Source organism: Paracerasibacillus soli (assembly GCF_042432965.1).
In the GTDB taxonomy this organism is placed as follows: Bacteria; Bacillota; Bacilli; order Bacillales; family Amphibacillaceae; genus Paracerasibacillus; species Paracerasibacillus soli.
On record NZ_JBHLWL010000007.1, the window covers coordinates 1 to 25,526 of the forward strand.

The window sequence follows — 25,526 nt, forward strand, 5'->3', positions numbered from 1 at the left end:
CTTTAATTCTACAGGGAAACTCACTTGTTTTCTATTTTTACTAATACTAAAAATAGTGTTAGTGAATTTTTATCACCAACACTATTTATTGTAGAGCCAAGTTTTCAAAATGAACTAATTCCATTGACGTAGTGTTTACGCAGGAATGCTTCATAGAACATCATTGAACATATAGCTTATTTATTTTGTATCTTAATAGAAATCATCACGGTAATAAAACCGCTTTACTAACTCTATATTAAACTTTTAACGGAATTTATTCAACTCATGAAAAGTAAAACGTCGGTCTACCGCTGTAAACCGACGTTTTCAAGGGGTTTTTACAACGCTACTTCAGCTAAATCTATGTGACTTGTAATATTGTTGGCTATTTAAGTTTTTTTATACATAGACTTTTAGTTTACACTTAGATGTAATGGGCTACATCACAACCCAATTACTTATTAGGGCTTCTCTATTCTGCATCCATAACGAGGTTTGGTTTTTTAATTAAACTATGTTCTCCATCAATAAAACGAACCGTTCCGCTTTTTGCACGCATCACAACTGTTTGTGTTGTTGCTTTGGATCCTTTGAATTGAACTCCCTTTAGCAACTCACCATCGGTTACACCAGTAGCCGCAAAAATTGCGTCATTTCCATCACATAAATCATTCATATAAAAAACTTTGTTGATATCATCGATTCCCATCCGTTTACAGCGCTCTTTTTCTGCATCATTTGTTGGCATAAGCTGTCCTTGGATTTCACCGCCTAAACATTTTAAGGCAACAGCTGACAATACACCTTCTGGCGCGCCGCCTATACCAAATAAAATGTCAACTCCCGTATGATCGAAAGCTGTATTGATTGCGGCTGCCACGTCACCATCCGTGATGAGTTTGATTCGAGCACCCGCTTCACGAATTGCTGCGATTACACCATGATTACGTGGTCTATTTAAAACAACGGCAACGACATCTTCTACTGCTTTATTTTTAGCTTTGGCAACAGCTTCAATATTTTCTCGTGGGGAAGCATTAATATCAATTTTCCCTACTACTTCAGGGCCAACTGCAATTTTCCTCATATACATATCCGGTGCATGGAGCAACATACCGCCATCCGCGATTGCAATAACAGATAACGCATTCCACGAACCACTTGCAACAATATTTGTTCCCTCTAAAGGATCTACTGCCACATCAACAATTGGACCTGTTCCCATTCCAAGCTTTTCACCAATGTAAAGCATCGGCGCTTCATCTAGTTCACCTTCTCCAATGACAACGGTACCTTGCATTGGAATGGTGTCAAATACAGTACGCATTGCTGATGTAGCAGCATCATCTGCTTCGTTTTTCTTTCCTCTTCCCATCCAACGAGCAGATGCTAATGCTGCAGCTTCTGTCACGCGTACTAACTCCATCGTTAAACTTCTTTCCATTATTATTCCTTCTCCCTTTTATTAATACCCTCATCCCAAGAGGTACAAAAGAAGAGCATTTTCTTTCCAATATCTCTATCATATCACGTATTTATCTTAATATGAATTACGAATTTTGAAATTGCCTAATTTCTTCTTCTGTCATATTTTCTCGCCAAATTTTAGCACCGAGATTCGTTAATTTTTTAGTCATATTTTCATAACCACGATCAATATGTTCAAGGCCAGTTATTTCAGTAATACCATTGGCGATTAGTCCAGCGATAACGAGTGCTGCGCCTGCACGTAAATCACTTGCTTTTACTTTTGCACCTTCTAATTCCACTGGTCCTGTAACGATTGCAGATCCGCCTTCTACTTTGATCGTTGCATTCATGCGTCTTAATTCATCAATATGTTTAAGGCGAGCACTGTAAATAGTGTCTGTTACGACTCCTGTATCATATGCCCTTGTCAACAATGTTGTAAATGGTTGCTGTAAATCAGTTGGAAAGCCGGGGTAAACTAATGTTTTGATATCTACACTCTTTAACTTCTTGCCCGGGGAAACATATAATTGATCATCACTTTCTTTGATGGTGACACCCATTTCACGAAGTTTTGCAAGGAGTGATTCTAAGTGTTGCGGGATAACATTGTCAATCACGACTTCTTTTCCAGCTGCAGCCGCCGCAATAATATATGTCCCGGCTTCTATTCGGTCTGGAATGATTGTATGACGACAACCATGTAAAGTTGGTACACCATCAATGCGAATAACATCTGTACCAGCACCTTTAATCTTCGCGCCCATATTTGTTAACAATGTTGCAACATCGATAATTTCCGGTTCCTTTGCCGCATTTTCGATAACTGTTCTTCCTTTTGCTTTAACTGCGGCTAACATAATATTTATCGTTGCTCCAACACTCACGACGTCCAAATAAATCCGAGCACCAATTAATTCCTTCGCGCGAATATAGATTGCACCTTGTTCATTGGTTACTTCTGCACCTAATGCTTCGAATCCTTTTATATGTTGGTCAATTGGACGCGGACCTAGGTGACAGCCTCCAGGTAAGCCAATTACTGCCTCTTTAAATTTCCCTAGCATTGCCCCCATAAAATAATAAGAGGCACGTAGTTTTTTCACTTTTCCATTTGGTAATGGCATAGAAATCATGTTTTCCGGGTTAATATGCAGTGTCTGCCCTGCATCCCATGAGACACTTCCGCCAATTTCCTCTAGCAATTGGGCAAGTGTATATACGTCAGATATATTGGGAAGGCCTTCTAATGTAACGCGGGAATCTGCTAGAATTGCTGCTGGTACTAAAGCAACTGCACTATTTTTAGCTCCACTAATCCGAACCTTTCCGTTTAAAACATGACCACCTTCAACTAAAATTTTCTGCATGTAAAAAACCCCACTTTATCGATACATTTATAAAGACATGTTGATGATGCAAACATGCGTACAAGGTACATACGTAGTACGAACATGTCTCATATTTTGGATGGTTGCGTTCTACATAAAGCTAACGCATGAGCTCAAGCACCCAGCAACTAGCAAACTTGGGCCTACAGGACGTAGGTCAGTTCGACGTTGCCACAGACGTGGCGTACTTAGTCGAACTACCTCCCTAAACGATAAGTCAATATCGGTTCGTATCCTTTAAAGGAAGGTCGACTACTTACGACCTTTGCGGCCAACGTCGGCATACCCCAATGTTGGGGTATATTTCCTTTATCTTGGTAGACTTTATAGGATGATCGACTAAAACCGCCACTTTGCGTGGCAACGCCGACCCACCCTGCTTGGCAGGGCGCAGTTTGTACGTTGCTAAACGGGTGCTTTCGCTTTTCTTGTCTAGCTCAAGCACCCAGCAACTAGCAAACTTCGGACGCCTCCGTACGATAAGTCAATATCGGTTCGTATCCTCTAAAGGAAGGTCGACTACTTACGGCCTTTGCGGCCAACGTCGACATACCCCAATGTTGGGGCATATTTCCTTTATCTCGGTAGACTTTATAGGATGATCGACTAAAACCGCCACTTTGCGTGGCAACGTCGACCCACCCTGCTTGGCAGGGCGCAGTTCGACGTTGCTAAGCGGGTGCTTTCGCTTTTCTAACAGTATGTTCAAATAGGCACGAAATGATAACGTTTTTGAACTTTTTCATTTCGTGCCTATGGCTTTCTTTATTTTGTTTTGTTCCAGTCTGCTAGGAAACGTTCGATTCCTTGGTCAGTTAATGGATGTTTTACAAGTTGTTTTAAGACTTGTAGTGGGACGGTTGCGATATGTGCACCATTTAATGCAGCGTCTGTTACATGTAGCGGGTGACGAATGGATGCTGCGATAATTTCTGTAGGAATTTGGTGACGGTCAAATATTTCTGCAACTGTCGCAATTAATTGCATGCCATCATGGCCAATATCGTCTAATCGACCTAAAAATGGTGAAACATATGTTGCACCAGCACGGGCAGCAAGCAATGCTTGATTCGCATTAAATATGAGCGTTACATTCGTTTTGATGCCAAGGTCGTGAAAAGCCTTAACAGCCTTTAATCCTTCTAATGTCATCGGTACTTTCACCGTAATATTAGGAGCAATGGCAGCTAATTCCTTTCCTTCCTCAATCATTCCTGCAGCATCTTCCGCGATAACCTCCGCACTAACAGAACCAGAGACAACTTTTGTTATCTCCTTTAATCGCTCATGAAAAGATACACCTTCTTTAGCAACTAAACTTGGGTTTGTTGTAACCCCGGCTAGAATACCGAGTTCATTCGCTTCACGAATTTCATCAATATTTGCTGTATCTACAAAAAATTTCATGTGAACCCCTCACTGTCCCATCATATTTTAAAACGTACTATTCATTATTATGCCTTTTGGGATGAACCAAATTCGCGCATTTTGCCAATTACTGTTTCTTTAATTGCGTCACGTCCAGGTCCCAAATATTTTCTTGGATCATATACGTCTAGATCGTTGTTTAAAACCTCACGAATTGCTTTTGTTTGGTTAATTTGGTTTTCTGTATTTACATTAATTTTTGCAGTTCCTAATGAGATTGCACGTTGAATATCTTTTGTTGGGATGCCTGTACCACCATGTAAAACTAATGGAACACCAGTAAGCTTCATTACTTCTTCCATACGATCAAACCCTAGATTTGGTTCACCTTTATAAGGTCCATGAACAGATCCTAGTGCAGGAGCAAAACAATCCACACCAGTTTCTCTAACTAGGCGATCACACTCTTCTGGAATTGCATACATTGCTTCCGCGTCATCGACAATAAGATCGTCTTCTTGTCCACCAACACGTCCTAATTCTGCTTCAACAGACACGCCATGGAAATGTGCTAATTCTACTACTTTTTTTGTAACTGCAATATTTTCATCAAGTGGTAGTGCAGATGCATCAATCATGACTGAAGTAAATCCTGCATGAATTGCTTTTGCACAAGCTTCGTAGCTTGATCCATGGTCAAGATGAATAGCGACTGGTACTGTAATACCATACTCTTCTATTAATGCTTCAACCATTGCAACGACAACTTTGAACCCACCCATGTATCTCGCTGCACCTTCAGAAACCCCAAGAATAACTGGAGACTTTTCTTCTTCAGCCGCTTGCAAAATTGCTTGCGTATATTCCAAATTGTTTAAATTAAATTGACCTACTGCGTAATGATTTTCTTTCCCCTTTTCAAGCATCTCTTTCATTGAAACTAATGGCATAAAAAACTCCTCCTCAGATTGTTGTTACAAATAAATTTTGAGACTAAGTATCATATATAAATAAAACATAACTTTACACATATAGAATATCAATTCACAGATGTTGGCGCAACAATTGAGGACAATCTTATTTTTAAGCGTCAGCCTTTTCCCATTCGTTCTGAGCAATGATAGCGATGACATAACATAAAAATAATGGTTTCTTATAAAAATGACTAAATTGTTACAATGCTTTACTAAAAGAAAATAATAGCAGGATATTTGCAATCTAGACGAAAAATGCGAAAAATAACCGATGATGTAACCTTTACTTTGGGCAAGGCAATTTCATAATGGAAAGAACGGTTGTGTATAATTCTTTCACATCAAAAGGTTTAGATATCACTGCTTTCACAAAATCAAATTGTTCTACTTCCCCTTCAATAGATTCAATCAATCCCGTCATAAAAATGGTTGGTAAGTTAATTTTTTTATCTTTTAATATATGTAAAACCTCTATACCATCCATAATTGGTAATTTATAATCAATAATCAATAACTCAATTGGTAGTTCTAAAATCATATCAATTGCCTGTTTACCCGTTTCAGCAGTATGTATCGTTAGTGTATCCGCTTTCAGTATTTCTTGAATGAGTAGCCGTATTCCATGTTCATCATCAACAACTAAAATATGTTTCATGAATGTTTCTCCCCCCACATACCAATTCACACTTTGGGCCAAAAGTCCTCCCTTATAACGAACGAAATAACAATACAAGTAAAAAGTCCTGATGTCTATGTACTATATAATATGTATAAAACAGACAACATGATGAAGATGTATGTTTAATTATATCCATCATTACATGCAAAACGTTTCAATGCAACATTTATTTACAAATAATGTCGAAAAGGAAAGCAGGCCATTACCGATTTACCCGATTACTTCTTATTTTAAACTACTATTTTTATAAACTTGATACAACACAAAGCTTTATAAAATGCATAAGTTCCTGTCGTGTTAGAATGATAAGCTTCATCAATAAAACGCACTTTATATCGCACATTGCGAAATTTTATCAAGATCATAAGCACCTATTCGTTACATCTTCGCTTACCTAATACATAAAGGGACGATGATAGGTTTGAATCCCCGCCTCCGCCTAAGTCGAACTTTCTCTCATTCAATGGTTTACAATGTAATGAGACATATCACGATGCAGTATATTTATGCTCGTTTACATTTCAAAAAAGCCCATTTCTATGATGTACCCCCGAAAAGTTAGACCACCACATCTAACTTTTCGGGTATAACATACCATAGTGGACTTTTTGAAAAATAAATGAATTATTTATATTGTTGCGCTGCTCCAATAAAACCTACAAACAATGCATGTGGTTTTGTTGGACGTGATTTAAATTCTGGGTGAAATTGACTAGCAACAAACCATGGATGATCTTGTATTTCGATTGTTTCTACAAGACGACCGTCCGGACTTGTCCCAGAAAAGACAAAACCTTTTTCCTCCATTTGTTCACGGTAATCATTATTAAACTCGTAACGATGACGATGGCGTTCTTCAATCATATCCGCGTCATATGCTGCTTTTGTTTTCGTGCCATCTACTAATTTACATGGGTATTTACCAAGACGTAATGTACCGCCAAGATCAGATAAATCTTTCTGCTCTGGTAACAAGTCAATAATTGGATAAGCCGTTTTTGGATCAATTTCAGTTGAATGTGCACCATTTAAACCGAGTACATTTCTTGCAAATTCTACTGTAGCTAATTGCATACCTAGACAAATTCCTAAAAATGGAATCTTCTCCTCCCGTGCAAAACGAATCGCTTCAAGCTTTCCTTCAATACCACGATTTCCAAATCCACCAGGGACAATAATGCCATCTACTTCAGATAATGCTTCATCGATTGTTTTTGTATCTAGTTGTTCCGAGTTAATCCATTTCACTTCTATATCCGCATCATATACGTATCCAGCATGTTTTAACGCCTCTACAACAGATAAATAAGCATCAGGTAGTTCAACATATTTTCCAACTAAACCGATGGTAACCTTTTTTGTTAGTCCTTGTACACGTTCTACCAATTCACGCCATTCATCCATCTTTGCTTCTTGACATACTAGACCTAAATGATCACACACAAGTTGATCTAAATGTTGGTTTTGTAAATCAAGCGGAATTTGATATAACACATCAGCATCACGCATTTCAATGACTGCATTTTCATTAATATCACAAAATAGCGCAATCTTTTCTTTCATTTCTTTACTAATATGATGTTCTGTACGTAATACAATTGCATCTGGCTGAATTCCCAATGAACGCAATTCCTTCACACTATGTTGCGTAGGCTTTGTTTTCATTTCACCAGCCGCTTTAATATATGGAACAAGCGTACAATGAATATACATCACATGGTTACGGCCAATATCACTTTTAATTTGTCGAATCGCTTCAAGGAAAGGAAGTGATTCAATATCGCCAACTGTTCCACCAATTTCAGTAATTACAACATCAGCATCAGTTGCTTCGCCAGCTCTAAATACTTGTTCTTTTATTTCATTTGTAATATGGGGAATAACTTGTACTGTTGCACCCAAATAATCGCCGCGACGCTCTTTTTTGATGACAGTGGAATACACTTTACCTGTCGTAATATTACTATATTTATTTAAATTAATATCAATAAATCGCTCATAATGACCTAAATCAAGATCTGTCTCTGCGCCATCTTCTGTGACAAATACTTCTCCATGTTGATATGGACTCATCGTTCCTGGGTCTACGTTAATATACGGGTCAAATTTTTGTATCGTTACTTTTAAACCACGATTTTTTAATAATCGACCTAGTGACGCAGCTGTAATTCCTTTTCCTAGTGATGATACAACACCACCTGTGACGAATATATATTTAGTCACGTTCATCCCTCTTTCTTTGTCCTTCATATATTTGTTATTGTTACCCTTATTGTGTACACGAAGTATATTTTGAATCTTATTTTAGAACTTCGTTTCCACCTCTTGGGGAAAATCTCGGAAAAACAGACAGTTCATTTGTAGTAGACTGTCATTTCCCATCTATTTTTTTATCAAAAAAAGAAAAGCGCTCCCCTATAAATAGGGGAACGCCTATGTTTATCTTTTTATGGAGCCCAACTAAAATTGTACTTATCCAAGTGGAAAAAGTCAAGATACATGAGAAAAAATCTTGTAAGCAAAATTAAAATATTATTTATCTTCGCTCTTTACATATTCATCATCATCTTCGTCTTCAAACTCGTCATCTTCATCAAATTCTTCATCGTCGAGTTCAATTTCTGGCTCTTCTTCATCCTCATCTAAATCATCATCGAAGTCAGGAAATTCATCATCTTTCTTATCAAATTCCTCTACTTCATCGTAATCTTCGTCTTCATCATCTTCGTCATCATCACTATCTATATCTAGTAAATCTTGTTCATCATCTTCGTCTTCCAAATCTAAATCTTCTTCAATTTCATCGAAATCTTCAACAACCTTTTTCTTCTTTTTCTTCTTTTTCTTTTTCGGAGTAACTGTAATATCCTCATCAATTTGCTCTACTGGATACCAGCGCTTTAATCCCCACATATTCGAACCAAGCGTCATAAAGTGACCATTCACATTTAAATCAGTATAAAACTGTGCCATATACTCTATTTTTTGATTCTCTGAATATCCTTTTATTTCTGCTACCTTTTCAAAAATATCTCTAAAATCCATTGCTTTCTTTTCATCAATTAAAATTAAGTTCGCAATCTCAATCATCGACATATCTTGCAATTGTTCTTTACTATAATCCGCTAAGCTCATGCTATCGCACTCCCTTTATAAATGATAATGTGACAAATTGCCTCATTAAGAATTTCATTTTTCCCAACCAAATTTGTAACATAACTTTTGTCATACTTCATATGTGTCTTATTAAAAAGCAATTTACTTTTTGATTATTATACATCATATCTTTTCAAAACTACACAAACCATTATAAGCAAAAATATAAGGTTTATGCTAGTAATATACGTCACGTTTCATTTTATCTTTTTTTGTGACTAAAAGACGATATATTTGACGTTTGATGAGAGGTAAAAAAAGACCTCTTTTACATTGAAAAAGTAATATATCGTTTAGCATTACCATATGCTATGTTTTTTAAAAACTAATTTAAAGGAGTTTTCGCTTAGACTATGATAAATTGCTTTAAATATACGCCAACTCTATGTGAGATAGTACAATCTTAAGGTCTTTTTAATAAAAAATGAAAGGGTACTGTGTACATACCCCTTCTAAGCATGAAACTATTTATTTACATATTTCTACGGTATTGTCCGCCTACTTCATAAAGTGCATTTGTAATTTGGCCAAGACTAGCTACTTTTACCGTTTCCATTAATTCCGCAAATATATTGCCATTTGTTGTTGCAACTTCCTTCAATCGTTTTAGAGCAACATCAACTTGCTCTTTATTTTCTGCTTGGAATTTCTTCAATTCAGTTATTTGATGTTCCTTTTCCTCTTTTGTTGCCCGGGCCAACTCCATTGCATCAATGTCTTCTTCCGATGGTGGATTCGGATTTAAATATGTGTTTACACCAATGATTGGTAATTCCCCTGAATGCTTTTTCCCTTCATAATACAATGATTCTTCTTGGATTTTTCCGCGTTGGTATTGACGCTCCATTGCTCCTAGCACACCACCACGGTCATTCATCCGTTCGAATTCTTGTAAAACAGCTTCTTCTACAAGGTCTGTTAATTCATCGACAATAAACGAGCCTTGTAAGGAATTTTCATTTTTTGTTAACCCAAATTCACGATTAATAATCATTTGGATTGCCATGGCACGACGGACCGATTCCTCTGTAGGTGTTGTAATTGCCTCATCATAAGCGTTTGTATGCAAGGAGTTACAGTTGTCTTGTACCGCGATTAAAGCTTGTAATGTCGTACGAATATCATTAAAGTCAATTTCTTGTGCATGCAAGGACCGGCCTGATGTTTGAATATGGTATTTCAATTTTTGACTACGTTCATTTGCACCGTATTTATCGCGCATCACGACCGCCCAAATTCGTCGTGCCACCCGACCGATAACCGTATATTCCGGATCAAGGCCATTTGAGAAAAAGAATGATAAGTTTGGTGCGAAATCATCAATATGCATACCACGACTTAAATAATATTCTACATACGTAAATCCATTTGCCAGTGTAAACGCTAATTGTGTAATTGGATTTGCACCGGCTTCAGCAATATGATAACCAGAGATTGACACCGAATAATAATTCCGTACCTTTTTATGAATAAAGTACTGCTGAATATCCCCCATCATCCGTAATGCAAATTCTGTAGAAAAAATACATGTGTTTTGTCCTTGATCTTCTTTTAATATATCTGCTTGAACAGTACCACGGACAACCGACAACGTGTCAGCTTTTATTTTTTCATATTCGTCTGTTGTCGGTTGACGTTTTTGTTCCTGTTTAAATTTTTCTACTTGTTGATCGATAGCTGTATTAAAGAACATCGCTAAGATAATAGGTGCAGGTCCATTAATTGTCATCGAAACAGATGTTTTCGGGTTTGTTAAATCAAAACCATCGTACAACTTCTTCATATCTTCTAATGTACATATATTAACACCGCTTTCGCCAACCTTCCCATATATATCTGGGCGATACGCTGGGTCTTCTCCGTATAATGTAACGGAATCAAACGCTGTTGAAAGTCGTTTCGCTTCCTCATTTTTCGATAGGTAATGAAAACGGCGATTAGTTCTTTCTGGTGTTCCTTCACCTGCAAACTGGCGTGTCGGGTCTTCACCTTTACGTTTAAACGGGAAGACACCAGCAGTAAATGGGAATGCGCCCGGGACATTTTCTTTCAATAGCCAAGTGAGACGCTCGCCCCAATCGGTATACTTTGGAAACGCAACTTTCGGAACTTTTAAACCAGCTAAAGATTCTGTTACAATATCCATTTCAATTTCTCGATCTCGTACTTGAAAAGTCATTGTTTCCTGCTGATATTTTTTCTGTGTTTCATCCCATGCTTCTAATTGCTTTTTGGCCTTCGTGTCCAGTTTTTCCTCGTATTTTGAAATCGTCTCTAATATTGTTTTGTTTGTTCGTTCATCATGAATGACTGCTTTCGTGCCTTCAAGCTGAAATAATGTACGTGCAATATCACTTTGCTCTGCTACATATTCGTGGTACTTTCGAACATGCTGGGCAATTTCTAATAAATAATGACGGCGATCATTTGGGATAATCATGTTTTGCTTTTCGGCAATCTTATATCTTTCAAAATCAACTTGTTCATCCCATTCGTATCTGTCATTTAATGTATCAATCAAGCTGGCAAAAAGTGCATTTGTCCCCGCGTCATTAAATTGACTTGCAATCGTTCCAAAAACCGGGAACTTATTTTGATCCTCATGAAATAACATATGACTGCGTTCATACTGTTTTCGCACTTGTGTCAATGCGTCTTCTGCACCGTTTTGCTCAAATTTATTAATTACAATAAAATCAGCGAAGTCAATCATATCAATTTTTTCTAGTTGGGTTGGTGCACCGAATTCAGCTGTCATCACATACATTGATAAATCCGTTATTTCCGTTATAGCAGCATCCCCTTGCCCAATACCACTTGTTTCTACAATAATAAAGTCATAATCTGATGCTCGTAAAATCGTAATAACATCTTGAATCGCCTTCGATAATTCAGTTTTTGAATCACGTGTTGCTAATGAGCGCATATACACACGATCTGAAAAAATCGCATTCATTCGAATTCTATCACCGAGTAGTGCTCCACCTGTTTTTCGCTTTGTCGGGTCAATCGAAATAATCGCGATCTTTCGCTCTGGTACCTCATGGATAAAACGTCGAATTAGCTCATCCGTTAAGGAACTTTTTCCCGCTCCACCTGTACCTGTAATTCCAAGAACCGGGATAGCATGTTTTGCCTTTTCCTTCACTGCGTTCAAGATATTTTCCTTGTCTTTACTTTCACCTTTTTCGTTTTCAATATAAGTGATAAGACGAGATATAGCTTGCCTGTCTCCAGTTACAAGCTTTGTTATTTCTTCTTTTCCATGAAAAGGTGGCATGTAATCAGCGATTTTAAGCATTTCATTAATCATACCTTGCAGACCATATTTTCGACCATCTTCTGGTGAAAAAATCCATGCCACACCATAATCATGTAATTCCTTTATTTCACGTGGGATGATAACACCACCGCCACCACCAAATACTTTGATATGTTCAGCCCCTAATTCCTTCAAAAGATCAATCATATATTTAAAATATTCTACATGACCACCTTGGTAAGAAGAAATAGCTATTGCTTGCGCATCTTCTTGGATTGCCGCATGGACTACTTCCTCAACCGAACGGTTATGCCCAAGATGAATAACTTCTGCCCCGCTTGCCTGTAAAATTCGGCGCATGATATTAATCGATGCATCATGCCCATCAAATAAACTAGACGCAGTTACAAATCGAACTGGATGTGTCGGACGATATATTTCTACTTGACTCACAAAAATCCTCCCCTTGTATGCATGCTTTTTTTCTCTTTCACACTCACATTTCCCACGTCCCCTACTGAACGCTCGCTCAATTTAACTCCGTACGAAATCGATACAATCATGTTCATTTGCTATTTTGCTAGACTTGATAGCAAAAATTGAACTTGTTTATCTACATATGTTTCTAATGTAAAACGTTTTTGTAATATCCATCTACGGAAGCCCCACATTTGCCCTTGAATGAAAATGTTGTTCGCTAATAATTCGGCATCAAGTTCTGTTAACGTGTCTGGTAAACATGTTACAATTGCTTCTTTTAGCATGTTCACCATATCGCGTTCTTTTTGTAGTACATAGTCTTGTGCCGGTTTTTTTAATGATTTAACTTCTTGATACATAATAATGACTTCTTCTTGCATTTCATCCATCACAACGAAGTATTTTTTCACAACAAATATTAAATTATCAATGGATGGGGAATCAGATTGAATGGTATCTTCTAGCCGTTTTCGAACTTGCTCATAAATTGCATCACAAACGAGAAATAGCACATCTTCTTTCGTTCGTATGTATTCATAGAGCGTACCAATACTAAACCCCGATTCCTTAGCAATTTCTCTCGTCGTTGTGCGGTGGAAGCCTTTTTCTTTAAATAAACTTATTGCCCCTTTTATCATCTGCTGCCGTCTTTTCGCAATTAACTCCTGATCCTTGACAGATGTTTCAATGCGGTTTTCAGTCACCTTTTATGGCTCCCTCCTTTTTCCACTTTGTAAATATGAGTTTTGCAAGTTGATAAGGATCATCTGTTGCTGTGATTGGTGGAATATGTTCGTCATTCATGATAAATTGTTGAATGTCCCGCCATATTTCTTCGCGAATTAATTCATACACTTCCAATTCTAATTGATTCGTACGACGTTTTTCCCCTTCCATCGTTTCGTACAAATATTGATGATGTTTGTTAATTTCTTTCCATAGTTTATCGATACCTTTATTTTCAGTCGATATTGTCTTTACGATGGGTGTTTCGCGTCTATCAGTTTTTGTTATCATGACGAGTTCACGTAAAAGTGCACGAAGTTTTCCAACACCATGCAAATCCGCTTTATTAATGATAAATAAATCAGCAATTTCCATAATACCTGCTTTGAAGATTTGCAACACATCGCCACTGTTCGGCGTCAGTACAACTGCTGTCGTATCTACTATTTTCATAATATCTAATTCTGATTGTCCAACACCAACTGTTTCAACAATCACAACATCAAATCCATACGCATCACAAATACGAATTGCATCCTTTGTTGCCCTTGCTAAACCACCTAAGCTTCCTCTTGTTGCCATACTGCGAATAAATACACCATCATCTGTGAAATGGTCATGCATCCGGACACGGTCCCCTAAGAGTGCACCGCCACTAAATGGACTAGTTGGATCAACTGCAATTACAGCAACTGTTTTGTCTTCTTGACGTATTTCTGCAATTAAGCGATTCACTAAAGAACTTTTTCCAGCACCTGGTGATCCTGTTAATCCAACATATAATGCGGTCTTTTGTATCGAAAAGACTTCGCTCATGAGCGCTAACTTATCTTCTTCATCATTTTCAACAATCGTAATTGCGCGCGCTAAGGCACGAACATCTTTTTGTTTAATCCGTTCCACTAGTGGATGCATGTTGCCATTCCTTTCATACGTATTATGAAGTGAGACTGCAATCAGGCAGAGGCTTTCACGCTTCCCCTCCTGATTGTTTGTTGACCGTATCGGGTCTTTTTCAAAACTTATTCCTATCTATATATTTTTTTATTACTTCTATGCTTTTATATTACTTCGTTAACATTCTGCCAATGACAAGGCGTTGGATTTCATTTGTTCCTTCGTAAATTTGTGTAATTTTTGCATCACGCATATAACGCTCCACAGGATAATCTTTTGTATACCCATACCCACCGAATACTTGCACAGCTTCTGTCGTGATGCGCATTGCCGCATCACCAGCAAATAATTTAGACATCGCGGATGCTTTTCCATATGGTAGATTTTGTGATTCTAACCATGCTGCTTGATATGTTAATAATCGTGCAGCTTCGAGTTCCGTCGCCATATCGGCTAATTTAAAGGAGATTCCTTGATTATGTGCTATTGGTTTCCCAAATTGCTCTCGCTCTTTCGCATAGGCAATTGCTGCGTCAAGTGCTCCTTGGGCAATTCCAACTGCTTGAGCGGCAATTCCGTTTCTTCCACCATCAAGCGTTGACATTGCGATTTTAAATCCGTCACCTTCAGTCCCTAGCATATTTTCTGCTGGTATACTACAATTTTCAAAAACTAATTCCGTTGTAGGAGAAGAACGAATCCCCAATTTCTTTTCTTTTTTACCAAAGGAGAATCCTTCTGTTCCCTTTTCTACAATAAAAGCACTTATTCCGCGATGCTTGGCATCATGGTCGGTTTTCGCAAATACGATATAAATATCTGCCACTTCACCATTTGTAATCCATACCTTATTTCCGTTTAAAATATACCGATCGCCATCTTTTTTTGCAGACATGCGCATAGATGCAACATCACTTCCTGCACCCGGTTCTGATAATGCGTAAGCACCAAGCGCTTCACCTGTTGCGAGGCGATAAAGGAAGTCTTTCTTTTGTGCTTCATTCCCGTATTTATATAATGGCCAACTTGCCAAAGATAAGTGGGCGGATAATGTAACGCCTGTCGATGCACATACGCGTGATAATTCTTCAACTGCAATGACATAGCTTACATAGTCTGATCCAATCCCGCCGTATTCTTCCGGCCAAGGAATTCCGGTTAAACCGAGTTCTCCCATCTTATCAAAAATGGCACGATCAAATCGTTCTTCTTCATCACGTTCTGCTGCTGTAGGTTCCACTTCTTTTTTTGCAAAATCTCGTACCATCTTTCGGAGCATTTCTTGTTCTTCTGTTAGTTGAAAATTCATCTCTATTTCCCCCTTGTTTGTATAGGTGCTATTTCGTATTACTAAGAACACATCGTAGAATCCTATCATTTATTTACTTACCTAATTGACCTAAACTGTTCCGTAGTGAAAACTTGTCTTTAAACTTAATTAGCTCGCTAACGTCGCTTCGGCAGAATACTTCGCTTTCCGCGGGCACGGCCTTGCCCCAACACTGGGGTATGCCGACGTTGGCCGCAAAGGCCGTATTTAGTCGGCCCTCCTTAAATTTTTTCATGTGGGGTTTCCGACGCACAGGACGTACTAGCGCAGGCGTTACCACAGGACGTGGTGAACTTAGCCCTGGTTCGCGTTCATCTGGTCTGTTCCCGCAGGACACTACGACAGCGAAGCATCGCACGATAAAACGCAATTTTTTTCGCATTTTTGAGAAGTCTACGTACTCTGCCTACGCTAAGTGACATTATTTAATAAAGGGTAAATTAAATTCCCTACCAATGCATGCAAATCAATTGTGCACAAGTATTTTCCCTTTGAAGTATGTTTCTTAAAAGACTTACAAAGATTGACTATCATAATCACGGCGGTTGTTTGGAGCGGAGGACCGTTGACTCCTGCGGGAAAAGCAACAGCTGAAAATCCCACAGGAAGCATCCTTTTGCTTCCGAGGAAGTTGAAGCGTTGCCCGCGGAAAGCAACGGTCCGTAGCGGAAAACAACCTAGCACGTTACGAGACAGTTTGGTTCTATTGTGTAAAAGCAATCACTTTCCAAATCATAGGCCTTCCCAACAACGCAAACAATGAACCCGCTTTCATTTCATTACATAAAAAGATGCTTCGCAATGACAACATGCTGGATCTCATTTGTTCCCTCATAAATTTCCGTCACCTTTGCATCACGGAAAAATCGCTCTACTGGATAATCCTCTGTATAACCATACCCACCAAAAACTTGCACCGCTTCAATTGCTGCTTGCACTGCTGTTTTTGTCGCAAACAATTTTGCCATCGACGCCTCTTTATTACAAATAATATCTTGTTCTACAAGTGAGGCAGCTTGATAGACTAGTAGTTTTGCAGCTTCAACTTGTGTTGCCATATCAGCTAGTTTAAAGGAGATCCCTTGTTGATTTGCAATCGGCTTTCCAAACTGTTCACGTTCCTTCGCATAAGAAACGGCCTGTTCCAATGCTGCTTCCGCTATACCAAGCGCTTGGGCGGCAATCCCAATGCGACCAACATTTAAATTAGCCATCGCAATTTTAAACCCTTCACCTTCTACACCTAATAATTGACTAGCTGGCACTTTACAATTGTCAAAGGTCAATGACACAGTATTCGATCCGTGTAACCCCATCTTCCTTTCCTTTTTACCGATAACAAAACCTGGTGTATCTTTTTCCACGATAAAAGCACTAATTCCTTTAGAACCAGACTCATCGCTTGTGCGAGCAAATGTGATATAAATATCTGCTTCTCCACCATTGGTTATAAATACTTTGGAACCATTTAAAATATAATATTCTCCTTCACGTTTTGCTCGAGTTTTCAAGCTAGCCGCATCTGACCCTGCACCTGGTTCAGATAGGGCAAATGCCCCTAAATATTGACCTGTCGCAAGCTTTGAAACATAGTCTTCCTTTTGTTGTTCATTTCCAAAATATAAAATTGGATTTGTTCCGACTGATGTATGAACAGATAGTATGACACCCAACGCACCACTTACTTTTGCTAATTCATTGATAGCAATGATGTAAGATGTAAAATCCATATCACTTCCACCATAGTTTTCTGGAATTGGAATGCCCATTAGTCCAAGCTCTCCCATTTTATGAATGAGTTCTTTCGGAAAACGATCTTCCTTTTCCATTCTATCTACTTCCGCAGCAACTTCCTTTTGTGCAAAATCACGCACCATTTTACGCATCATTTTTTGCTCTTCAGTAAAATGTAATACCAATCGTATTTCCTCCCCTCTGTTCACACCCTGTTGTTTCATGAATAAAAGGACTTCCACATCATGTTTTCACCTTTACATCATCTTTCTCATTCACTCATGCATCTTCATATTGATAAAATCCACGTCCTGATTTTTTGCCTAACCAGCCTGCGCTCACATATTTCTTCAATAGTGGGCATGGGCGATATTTACTGTCACCGAGTCCTTCATGCAATACTTCCATAATATATAAACAAGTATCTAGTCCAATAAAATCCGCTAATGTGAGTGGACCCATTGGATGATTCATTCCAAGCTTCATCACCTTATCGACATCCTCGACAGATGCGACTCCTTCATACACTGCATAAATTGCCTCATTTATCATCGGCATTAAAATACGATTTGCAGCAAAACCTGGAAAATCATTCACTTCTACAGATGTTTTACCCAAATCTTCCGACATTTTTTTAATGACTTCGTACGTTCCATCACTCGTTTGTAAGCCCCGGATCACTTCTACAAGTTGCATGACTGGAACCGGATTCATAAAATGCATCCCAATTACCCGATCGGGTCGATTTGTTACCGCAGCAATTTCCGTAATTGGTAAAGACGATGTGTTCGTCGCTAAAATTGTTTGCTCAGGTGTCACTTCATCTAAAGTTTGGAAGACTGCCGTTTTTACATCCATATTTTCAATAACTGCTTCAATGACAAGGTCGCAATCTTTTGCATCCCGTAAATCATACGAAGGATTCAAATGAGCAAGCGTATTTTCCTTTTCCGTTTTTGTAATGCGCGTTTTATCAACAGCTCTTTGCAATAATCCTTCGATACGGTTCATACCCTTTTCAAGTGCCGCTTTATTCGAATCATGTAATAAAACGTTAAATCCAGACTGTGCACAAACTTGGGCAATTCCAGACCCCATCTGGCCTGCACCAATTACCATTATTTTTTTAATTTTCATCTATATATATCCCCTTTATTTGCCATTTCCCTTTCTTGATTTCCTTTTTTATGCATGACCAATATGAAACCGCCCTGCCCTGCGATCCTCCATAACATGCAGTGGTAATACATGATTATCATTTATTTTTTGTAGCGTATCATGCCACATACATAACCGGTCTATATTTTTATATCATGATCAAATTGAATCATCCCCACGATTCCATCCGTGTCATCCATTAAAAATAGAGCCGTTCAAAAAAACTATGCTTTCGGTACTTCTATTAAAACAGCGTCCCCTTGGCCACCACCACTACATATTGCAGCAATACCTAATCCACCACCACGGCGTTTCAGCTCATGAATCAAAGTTAAAATAATTCTAGCTCCACTTGCTCCAATTGGATGGCCGAGTGCAACAGCTCCCCCGTTAACATTCACTTTTTCCGGGTCTAGGTTTGCAATTTTTCCACTTACTAATGAAACTGCTGCAAATGCTTCATTTATTTCAAAAAGATCAATATCATCTTTCGTGTAACCTGCTTTATCTAACAATTCGTTAATGACAATTCCTGGTGTTTGTGGAAAGTCTTTTGCTTCCACTGCAACTTCTGCATGCCCGATAATTGTCGCCATCACTTGTTTATCTAGTTGTTTTGCTTTTTCATCGGACATCACGACAAATGCACAAGCTCCATCATTAATACCAGGTGCATTTCCAGCAGTAATCGTTCCTTCTGGATCAAACGCTGGTCGTAATTTCGCCAAAACTTCTAAACTCGTATCTTTTCGCGGTGCCTCATCTGTATCTACAATAATTGGTTCCCCTTTACGTTGCGGAACTTCTACTGGAACAATCTCCTCGGCGAATTTGCCAGATTCGATGGCAGCAATTGCGCGTTGATGACTGCGATATGCCCACTCATCTTGTTCCTCACGCGTTAAGTTGTATTCTTCGGCTGTGGAATTACCGTAGTTCCCCATATGATTCCCTGTGAAAGAACATGTCAATCCGTCATGTATCATCATATCGACTACTCGTTTATCCCCCATACGGTTTCCCCAACGTGCATCTGGTAAAATATATGGTGCATTTGACATACTTTCCATGCCACCCGCAACAACGACATCTTCTTCTCCTAAACGAATCAATTGATCTGCCATTGTAACACTACGTAAACCTGACGCACATACTTTATTAATGGTCTCTGTTTTAACATTCCATGGTAAACCAGCTTCACGTAATGCTTGGCGTGAAGGTAGTTGACCTTGCCCTCCTTGTAAAACGGTACCCATAATTACTTTCCCAATTTCAGATCCTTCCATCTTCGCCCTGTTCACTGCTTCTTTTATCGCCTTTCCGCCGAGTTCTGAAGCGGTAAACGATTTTAGTGACCCTCCAAAACGACCAAAAGGTGTTCTAGCACCAGAAACAATTACTGATTTTTTCAAATTAATCGCACCCTTTCTCATCTATCATTTATTTTAGTTATATTTTTTCATTTAACTATTTGATTATAACATAATGAAAACGCTTACTTTACTTTATACCAACAAATTTTGATTGAACGCTCGCTCAGATTGATGATAAAAAAATAAATTTATTGCTCACCTAAGCTATCATTAGTTTATCATAGTTTGAAAGTTAGGGAAACTGGCAAGCCAATTCCCCTCACTCTGTTTCATAACATATATTTGCTGTTAAGCTGATTTTACTTCTTCTTCCACGAGGACAGACAATGCTAGAATTTCGGCAACGTCCATTGTGCTAATATCTTCCTCTACTTCTTTCGCCTTTGTTCCATCACTTAACATCGTTAAGCAATATGGACAAGCACTCGAAATAATGGAAGACTGTGTTGCCATTGCTTGCTCCGTTCTGGCAACGTTCACACGATTTCCAGTTGTTTCCTCTGCCCACATCATACCACCACCAGCACCACAACACATGCCATTTTCCTTTGTACGATCCATTTCAACTAATTCTAATCCAGGAATCGCTCGTAATATTTCACGTGGTGGGTCATAGACACCATTATAACGTCCTAAATAACAAGAGTCATGGTACGTTAATTTCTGTGCAATACGACGTGTTGGTTTTAACATCCCATTCATCACTAAATCATAAAGCATTTGCGTATGGTGAATGACCTCTGCTTCAAAGCCAAAGTCTGGGTATTCATTTTTAAAAATATTATAAGCATGCGGATCAATGGTAACGATTTTTTTCACATCATGCTTTTGGAATTCTTTAATGTTCTTCTCTGCTATTTCTTGGAATAAAAACTCGTTACCGATACGACGTGCAGTGTCTCCTGAGTTTGCTTCTCTATTTCCAAGGATTGCAAAACGAATACCTGCTTTGTTCATTAATTTTGCAAATGCAACGGCAATCTTTTGACTCCGTGCATCATACGCTCCCATGGAACTAACCCAGAATAGATATTCAAATTCTTTGCCTTCCTTTTTCAACTCTTTAACCGTTGGAATATATGCAGTTTCATCCAATTCACGCCATTTAATTCTATCTTTTTTCGATAATCCCCACGGGTTACCTTGACGCTCAATATTCATCACGGCACGTTGGATATCTGAATCCATTTTCCCTTCCGTCATGACAAGGTAGCGTCGTAGATCAATAATCTTATCAACATGTTCGTTCATTACTGGACAAGCATCTTCACAGTTACGACATGTTGTACAAGCATTTAATTCCTCTTCTGTAATCACGTCACCAATTAAAGACACATGTTCTAAAGTAGCGGCTGCTTCATTTCGACTACTATTTGCCAATTGATTGCCTGCTGTATCTGCAAAGGCAAACGTTGGTACCCATGGTGATTTTCCAGTAATGGCAGCTCCCTTTTCTGTTAAATGATCACGTAATTTAAGCATTAAATCCATCGGGGATAACATTTTTCCAGTCGTTGCTGCTGGACAAACATCTGTACAACGACCACATTCCACACAAGCATACAAATCTATTAATTGATATTGCTCGAAATCTTCTATTTTACCTACCCCAAAGGAGATTTCCTCTTCACTATCTTCATCAATATCAAAATCAAGCTTTTTTAATTTTCCTGGTACACTTTTCGATAAAAATACGTTAATTGGTGATGCAATTAAGTGCGCATGCTTTGATTGTGGAACATAAACTAAAAATGCTAATAATGTAACCGTATGTATCCACCAAAATACGAAAAACATCACCATTGCTGCAGTAGGTGACATCCACCCAAATACCGTTGCAATCAAACTAGCAACTGGCTCAGCCCAGGATGCCTGTTGACCTTCCCAAATCATCATCATACCATTTCCAAAAAGTACGGATAGCATGAGTGTGCCAATAAATATAAGCACAAGACCTGCCATGAATCCACGCTTCAAACGAACAAGTTTTTCAACATAACGACGATAGAATGCCCAAATAACCGCGACTAAAATCGTTAAGGTGACAATTTCCTGAAAAAAGGTGAATGCTGGATATACCGGTCCAAATGGTAAATGTTTACCTGGAGCAAGTCCTTTAATAAACATATCAATCGCACCAAACTGAACAAGAATAAACCCGTAAAACATCATCACATGAATGATTCCGGATTTTTTATCCTTCAATAACTTTGATTGTCCAAATACAATCGTGACAATTTTTTTAAGACGTTCTTTTATTTGCCCATCAAATTCTGACTTTTGCCCCAACCTAATATAGGCTACTCTTGTTGCTACAACTTTTGCAAACAAATAAAATCCATAACTAGCGACTGCAATAAATGCTAGTAGATTAATAAGCAAGAAAGTTTTCACAATCCGCCTCCCCCTTCAAGTTTAATATTTCATATGATAGCGATTGCATTTTCTTGAAAAGTCAAATCACTTCTATTAAAATTTATCCCCCTTTAGTTTCCCTGATACTACTACTATAAAATATGAATGACCATTCAGTCAACCAATATTTATATCCTACAACATGAAACAAATAAAAAAGTAGTCCATCATATAGAAATGGACTTACTTAAAGGTATGGTGTCATTCATTGTTATGAAGCTGTCAGCTGAAATATGTGTTGTATATTGGTTGCTACACTGTTGGAATGGGATTTTACTCGTTTTCAAGTTTTGTAAAGCTGATTTCCATCTTTTGATTTCTTTCTTCTTGTCCATTCAGTTTCACTGCGTAATTGACTTGTAATTTCCCTGTAAGGTTTTTATCCACTTGATAAGAAATATCATGTGTGCTTGTTTCCATATGAATATTCCCATATGGGTGTGTAAATACATTCTCGGTTATATTTTGGAGCCGAAATTGTTGCGTCATTTCAACAAGTCCGGTTCTTTTCATACTCACCTTTTCAGGGCGAATCGTTAATAAATTATGAACGGTGCCGTCTTCTCCCTTTTCTTTAAATGTGAGGACATCGTATGCAGGTTTTGCATAATAGACTCCTGTTGTTCGTATCGTGTTATATTCCATCTGTCCGTTATCATCAATGGTTGTATGTAATTCTATTTGAACTTTTTCTGCCATGGAATCTCCTCTAATCTGTCGTTTCAAGTTTTTATTGACGTAATATAATTACATCTATTATATCTGTTCCCATTCTCATCATGCAATAGTTGTTTTATCTTTTCTAAAAAGCGGGCTAGACGTTTATTTATCGCTATTTTTCCCTATAATATTACAAACGTGAAATTTGAAACTAAAACGATGACTTGGAGAAAAAAATGCGCAAATTACAAATTACTACATTATATATACCTATCGTAAAATGGATTGTTGCTTTCATTTTATTTTCTTTATTTACTGTTTCTACGATATATGTAACATGCTACTTTTTAGGACCACCCGACTTAACAAACGAACAAAATACTGTTTATTATGGTGAAGAGGGAAACAAGATTGGGGAAGAAAAAGGGAATGAAAATCGCCATTGGATTTCGTTTGACGAAATGTCTCCTCATGTTATTGATGCTACACTTGCGATTGAAGATCAACGTTTTTATGAACATCATGGATTTGACTTTAAACGAATTATTGGGGCTGTGGTACGAGATATTAAGTCACGTTCTTTGAAAGAGGGCGCAAGTACGTTAACCCAACAATATGCGCGAACTTTATATCTATCTAGTGAAAAAACTTGGAAACGAAAGATTAAAGAGGCGCTTTATACGGTACGACTTGAGATGTTTTACTCCAAAGAAGAACTATTGGAAGGCTATTTAAATTCCATTTATTACGGACATGGGGCCTATGGCGTTGAAGCTGCGAGTGAATTATATTTTAATAAACATGCAAAAGATCTCACATTAGCGGAAAGTGCGTTACTTGCTGGTATTCCAAAGGGACCGACTTATTATTCACCTTTTAATGATTTGAAACGATCGGAAAAACGACAACAACTTATTTTACGTGAAATGTTTCAGGAAAACTACATTACAAAACAACAATATGAAATAGCAAAAAACGAAACACTCGTCTTCGCAGAAAAGGAGCAACAAAAACAGGAAGACTCATTTGGTAGCTATTTTAAAGATGTCGTTCTACGGGAAGCTGCGCATGTACTCGATTTGGATCGTGAAGCCGTACAATCTGGTGGGTTTAAAATTTATACAACGATGGATGTCACCGCACAACAACAATTAGAGAAGACAGTGGCGGATACTTTTCGAGAAGATAGCGACATGAATATTGGTGCCTTAGCTATGGATCCCCAATCTGGCGAAATGAAAGCTTTAATTGGTGGGCGTGACTTTAAAAAGAGTATGTTTAATCGGGCTATCGATGCAAAGCGATTAGCCGGGTCAACCTTTAAGCCATTTTTATACTATGCTGCTTTAGATAACGGTTATACAGCAAATGTAAAGTTAATGAGTAAGCCGACTGTCTTTAAACTTGATCATCAAGAGGTATACCAACCGCGAAACTATAATGGTTATTATGCCTACGAGCCGATAACGATGGCACAAGCCTTAGCGCTTTCCGATAATATTTATGCAGTGAAAACAAATTTATATTTTGGACCAAATACATTAGTGAAGACAGCAAAAGAATTTGGGATAACAAGCCCTTTACCTGCTGTACCTTCACTTGCTTTAGGAACCGCAGCAGTATCGGTGAAAGAAATGGTAAGTGGCTATGCACTACTCGCAAATGGTGGAGAAAGCGTTGTTGGACATGCGATTAAAAGGATTGAAAATCGTAATGGAACGACAATTTATAGTTGGAAAGATGAGCATCGGAAAGAAGTACTCGATCCGAAAAAGGCATTCATTTTGACCGAATTAATGACAGGCATGTTTGACGAGAGCTTAAATGGCTATATGAATGTGACTGGTTCTACCATTGCCGATAAATTAACCCGAACTTATGCGGGGAAATCTGGCTCTACAGCCTCGGACAGCTGGATGATTGGATATACCCCCGAGCTTGTGACAGGTGTTTGGACCGGATACGATGATAATCGCACCTTAGAAGTAATTGCGGAACAGTCTTATGCGAAAGAAGTATGGGCTGATTTTATGGAAGCTTTTCATCAAGATAAAAAGGATAGCGAATTTATCCCACCACGGGGGGTTATTGGTATTCCGATTGATTTGGAAACAGGACAACGAGCCACACCAGATTGTCCGAACAGACGTGTAATGTATTTTGAAATCGGCACCGAACCACTTACATACTGTGATGCCCATTCTCATCAACCATATGAAGAAAAACAAGATGACAAAGGACTCTTCCAACGCTGGTTTGAAATGTTCTTTGATTAAATGGGGTCAGACCCCCTTTAGATTGTGCAAAAAAAAGAGCCGACTTGAAGCGTTGTCCAGACGCATCAAAGTCGGTTCCTTTTTGTCCTAGTAATTGTAAAGCCCATGTATACATATTTTACAAAGTTATGTTGGAAAGTACAAGGTTTTACTCATTTGTTCAAAATTAAGTCACAAATTGTTCAAAATTTTATT

At 38.3% G+C, this 25,526-nt stretch carries 17 protein-coding genes; 1 reads left to right on the forward strand and 16 read right to left on the reverse strand.

All coding sequences use genetic code 11. The features are described from left to right. Nucleotides 1-454: 454 nt before the first annotated feature. The 16 genes from glpX to ACFFIS_RS01895 form a co-directional block, all read right to left on the reverse strand. The gene (glpX, locus tag ACFFIS_RS01820; protein WP_320380310.1) at nt 455-1,426 is read right to left on the reverse strand and encodes a class II fructose-bisphosphatase; all 972 of its coding nucleotides are present in this window, start codon (nt 1,424-1,426) and stop codon (nt 455-457) included. 106 nt (nt 1,427-1,532) lie between these two features. After that, a complete protein-coding gene (gene murA, locus ACFFIS_RS01825; RefSeq protein WP_390185910.1) occupies nt 1,533-2,822 on the reverse strand; it encodes a UDP-N-acetylglucosamine 1-carboxyvinyltransferase in 1,290 nt (429 codons plus the stop codon). Nucleotides 2,823-3,608: 786 nt separating this feature from the next. Continuing rightward, a complete protein-coding gene (gene fsa, locus ACFFIS_RS01830) occupies nt 3,609-4,250 on the reverse strand; it encodes a fructose-6-phosphate aldolase (RefSeq protein ID WP_320380312.1) in 642 nt (213 codons plus the stop codon). A gap of 47 nt (nt 4,251-4,297) precedes the next feature. Next, entirely contained in the window at nt 4,298-5,161 is an 864-nt protein-coding gene (fba, locus tag ACFFIS_RS01835) for a class II fructose-1,6-bisphosphate aldolase (RefSeq protein ID WP_390185911.1), read from the reverse strand. A gap of 307 nt (nt 5,162-5,468) precedes the next feature. Further along, on the reverse strand, nt 5,469-5,840 hold the full coding sequence (locus ACFFIS_RS01840) for a response regulator (RefSeq protein ID WP_320380314.1): 372 nt from the start codon (nt 5,838-5,840) through the stop codon (nt 5,469-5,471). A 648-nt stretch (nt 5,841-6,488) separates the two neighbouring features. Next, entirely contained in the window at nt 6,489-8,087 is a 1,599-nt protein-coding gene (gene pyrG / locus ACFFIS_RS01845; protein WP_390185914.1) for a CTP synthase, read from the reverse strand. 309 nt (nt 8,088-8,396) lie between these two features. Beyond that, a complete protein-coding gene (rpoE, locus tag ACFFIS_RS01850; protein WP_390185915.1) occupies nt 8,397-8,999 on the reverse strand; it encodes a DNA-directed RNA polymerase subunit delta in 603 nt (200 codons plus the stop codon). Between the two features lie 493 nt (nt 9,000-9,492). Continuing rightward, complete coding sequence (gene icmF / locus ACFFIS_RS01855; protein WP_390185916.1) at nt 9,493-12,735, reverse strand: fused isobutyryl-CoA mutase/GTPase IcmF; 3,243 nt, start codon at nt 12,733-12,735, stop codon at nt 9,493-9,495. 119 nt (nt 12,736-12,854) lie between these two features. After that, on the reverse strand, nt 12,855-13,466 hold the full coding sequence (locus ACFFIS_RS01860) for a TetR/AcrR family transcriptional regulator (RefSeq protein ID WP_320380317.1): 612 nt from the start codon (nt 13,464-13,466) through the stop codon (nt 12,855-12,857). Beyond that, a complete protein-coding gene (meaB, locus tag ACFFIS_RS01865) occupies nt 13,459-14,403 on the reverse strand; it encodes a methylmalonyl Co-A mutase-associated GTPase MeaB (protein ID WP_320380318.1) in 945 nt (314 codons plus the stop codon). Before meaB ends, ACFFIS_RS01860 begins: the two co-directional genes overlap by 8 nt. 151 nt (nt 14,404-14,554) lie before the next feature. Then, a complete protein-coding gene (locus tag ACFFIS_RS01870) occupies nt 14,555-15,694 on the reverse strand; it encodes an acyl-CoA dehydrogenase (RefSeq protein ID WP_320380319.1) in 1,140 nt (379 codons plus the stop codon). Nucleotides 15,695-16,494: 800 nt separating this feature from the next. Continuing rightward, nucleotides 16,495-17,634 carry an acyl-CoA dehydrogenase gene (locus ACFFIS_RS01875; protein WP_390185918.1) on the reverse strand — a complete coding sequence of 380 codons (1,140 nt, stop codon included), beginning with the start codon at nt 17,632-17,634 and terminating at the stop codon, nt 16,495-16,497. A 94-nt stretch (nt 17,635-17,728) separates the two neighbouring features. Continuing rightward, nucleotides 17,729-18,586: a 3-hydroxybutyryl-CoA dehydrogenase gene (locus ACFFIS_RS01880; protein WP_390185919.1), complete on the reverse strand. Its 858-nt coding sequence runs from the start codon at nt 18,584-18,586 to the stop codon at nt 17,729-17,731. Nucleotides 18,587-18,831: 245 nt separating this feature from the next. Beyond that, nucleotides 18,832-20,019: an acetyl-CoA C-acetyltransferase gene (mmgA, locus tag ACFFIS_RS01885; protein ID WP_390185921.1), complete on the reverse strand. Its 1,188-nt coding sequence runs from the start codon at nt 20,017-20,019 to the stop codon at nt 18,832-18,834. A gap of 249 nt (nt 20,020-20,268) precedes the next feature. Further along, nucleotides 20,269-22,374: a (Fe-S)-binding protein gene (locus tag ACFFIS_RS01890; RefSeq protein WP_390185922.1), complete on the reverse strand. Its 2,106-nt coding sequence runs from the start codon at nt 22,372-22,374 to the stop codon at nt 20,269-20,271. 294 nt (nt 22,375-22,668) lie between these two features. Next, complete coding sequence (locus ACFFIS_RS01895; RefSeq protein ID WP_390185923.1) at nt 22,669-23,094, reverse strand: YwiB family protein; 426 nt, start codon at nt 23,092-23,094, stop codon at nt 22,669-22,671. A 197-nt stretch (nt 23,095-23,291) separates the two neighbouring features. Here ACFFIS_RS01895 and ACFFIS_RS01900 point away from each other — a divergent pair, with 197 nt between their 5' ends. Then, nucleotides 23,292-25,331, forward strand: a complete 2,040-nt coding sequence (locus ACFFIS_RS01900; protein ID WP_390185925.1) for a transglycosylase domain-containing protein — start codon at nt 23,292-23,294, stop codon at nt 25,329-25,331. Nucleotides 25,332-25,526 lie beyond the last annotated feature (195 nt).

What these genes read in the sequence shown, in the direction of transcription:
- fba (WP_390185911.1), bottom strand. Translation starts at nt 5,161, where the DNA reads ATGCCATTAGTTTCAATGAAAGAGATGCTTGAAAAGGGGAAAGAAAAT.
- ACFFIS_RS01870 (WP_320380319.1), bottom strand. Translation starts at nt 15,694, where the DNA reads ATGAATTTTCAACTAACAGAAGAACAAGAAATGCTCCGAAAGATGGTA.
- fsa (WP_320380312.1), bottom strand. Translation starts at nt 4,250, where the DNA reads ATGAAATTTTTTGTAGATACAGCAAATATTGATGAAATTCGTGAAGCG.
- rpoE (WP_390185915.1), bottom strand. Translation starts at nt 8,999, where the DNA reads ATGAGCTTAGCGGATTATAGTAAAGAACAATTGCAAGATATGTCGATG.
- glpX (WP_320380310.1), bottom strand. Translation starts at nt 1,426, where the DNA reads ATGGAAAGAAGTTTAACGATGGAGTTAGTACGCGTGACAGAAGCTGCA.
- ACFFIS_RS01895 (WP_390185923.1), bottom strand. Translation starts at nt 23,094, where the DNA reads ATGGCAGAAAAAGTTCAAATAGAATTACATACAACCATTGATGATAAC.
- ACFFIS_RS01840 (WP_320380314.1), bottom strand. Translation starts at nt 5,840, where the DNA reads ATGAAACATATTTTAGTTGTTGATGATGAACATGGAATACGGCTACTC.
- ACFFIS_RS01900 (WP_390185925.1), top strand. Translation starts at nt 23,292, where the DNA reads ATGCGCAAATTACAAATTACTACATTATATATACCTATCGTAAAATGG.
- ACFFIS_RS01880 (WP_390185919.1), bottom strand. Translation starts at nt 18,586, where the DNA reads ATGAAAATTAAAAAAATAATGGTAATTGGTGCAGGCCAGATGGGGTCT.
- murA (WP_390185910.1), bottom strand. Translation starts at nt 2,822, where the DNA reads ATGCAGAAAATTTTAGTTGAAGGTGGTCATGTTTTAAACGGAAAGGTT.
- meaB (WP_320380318.1), bottom strand. Translation starts at nt 14,403, where the DNA reads ATGCATCCACTAGTGGAACGGATTAAACAAAAAGATGTTCGTGCCTTA.